Annotated in this window: 2 protein-coding genes; both read right to left on the reverse strand. The window is 73.6% G+C overall.

Annotation, left to right across the window (positions count from 1 at the left end):
* Positions 1-60: 60 nt before the first annotated feature.
* Positions 61-915, reverse strand: a complete 855-nt coding sequence (locus tag FOE67_RS25625) for an Fpg/Nei family DNA glycosylase (RefSeq protein ID WP_182667201.1) — start codon at positions 913-915, stop codon at positions 61-63.
* Positions 915-1,403, reverse strand: coding sequence for a ribose-5-phosphate isomerase (locus tag FOE67_RS25630; RefSeq protein ID WP_182667202.1), 489 nt, complete (start codon positions 1,401-1,403; stop codon positions 915-917). The genes FOE67_RS25625 and FOE67_RS25630 overlap by 1 nt, the downstream gene beginning before the upstream one ends.
* Positions 1,404-1,436 lie beyond the last annotated feature (33 nt).

The raw sequence follows: 1,436 nt of genomic DNA on the forward strand, positions 1-1,436 counted from the left end.
GCGGGAGAACGGTGCGCCGCGGGGGTCGCCGGGCGGGGACCCGGGTGGGTGCGGACGGGCTCAGGATTTCTGGCACCCGGGACACCAGAAGAGGTTCCGGCCCCGCATCTCCTCGGCCCTGATCCACTCGCCGCACAGGAAACAGCGCTGGTGGAGGCGCCGGTAGACGTACACCTCGCCGCCGTGGTCGTCCCGGCGCGGGGGTCGTCCCATGGCCTCGGGGGTGTGCTCGGGCCGTACCGTGTCGATCCGGCCGGTTCGCACCCCTTCGGGCATCAGGAGGATCAGGTCGCGCCAGATCGCCTCCCAGCGCTCCCGGTCCAACTCGCGCCCGGGCAGGTGGGGATCGACGCCGTTGCGGAACAGCACCTCGGTCCGGTAGACGTTGCCGACCCCGGCGAGGATCCGCTGTTCCATCAGCAGGGCGGCGACGGGGACCCGGCTGCGGGAGATGCGGGCGAAGGCCCGCTCCGGGTCGGCGTCGGTGCGCAGGGGGTCGGGCCCCAGCGAGCGGTGGAACTCCTGCTTCTCGCCCCGGGTGATCAGCTCGCACACCCGGGGGCCGCGCAGCACGGCGTGGTCCTCCTCGGTGGCCAACCGCAGGCGCACCTGTCCCTCGGGCTCGCCGGCGGGACCCCGGTGCAGGCGGAAGGAGCCGTACAGGCCGAGGTGGACGTGGAGGATGCGGGTGGCGGTGGGCACGGCGGGGGTGCCCGCCCCGGGCCCGGCGCCCGGGGCGGTGAGGGAGAGGAAGAGGTGCTTGCCGTGCGCCTCCGTGGCGGTCAGGCGGTGACCGTCGACGAGGGCGGCGCCGTCGGCGAAACGGCCGGTGGGACTGTCCACCCGCACCGACCGGCCGCCGAACCGCTCGCCGAGCCGGCCGGCCAGCCGGTGGATGGTGTGTCCCTCGGGCATCAGTCCTGCCGGGGGTGGTGTTCGGGCACGGGGGGCATGACGCCCTCGGTCTCGTAGGCCGCGAGCATCTCGATGCGGCGGGTGTGGCGCTCCTCGGCCGAGTACGGGGTGGCCAGGAAGACCGCGACGAAGGAGGTGGCCTCGTCCTCGGTGTGCATGCGGGCGCCGATGCTCACCACGTTGGCGTTGTTGTGCTCGCGGCCCAGACGGGCGGTCTCCTCGCTCCAGGCGAGGGCGCAGCGCACTCCGGTGACCTTGTTCGCCGCGATCGCCTCGCCGTTGCCGGACCCGCCGATGACGATGCCCAGGGAGGTGGGGTCGGCGGCGGTCCGCTCGGCGGCGCGCAGGCAGAACGGCGGGTAGTCGTCCTGCGGGTCGTGGATGTGCGGACCGCAGTCCACGGGCTCGTGCCCGTGCTGGGTGAGCCAGTCGACGAGGTGGTTCTTGAGCTCGTAGCCGGCGTGATCGGAACCGAGGTAGACACGCATGGCACGAGTGTGGCACGGGGGTCGGGTGCGGGC

Source organism: Streptomyces calidiresistens (genome assembly GCF_014141525.1).
GTDB classification, from domain to species: Bacteria; Actinomycetota; Actinomycetes; order Streptomycetales; family Streptomycetaceae; genus Streptomyces; species Streptomyces calidiresistens.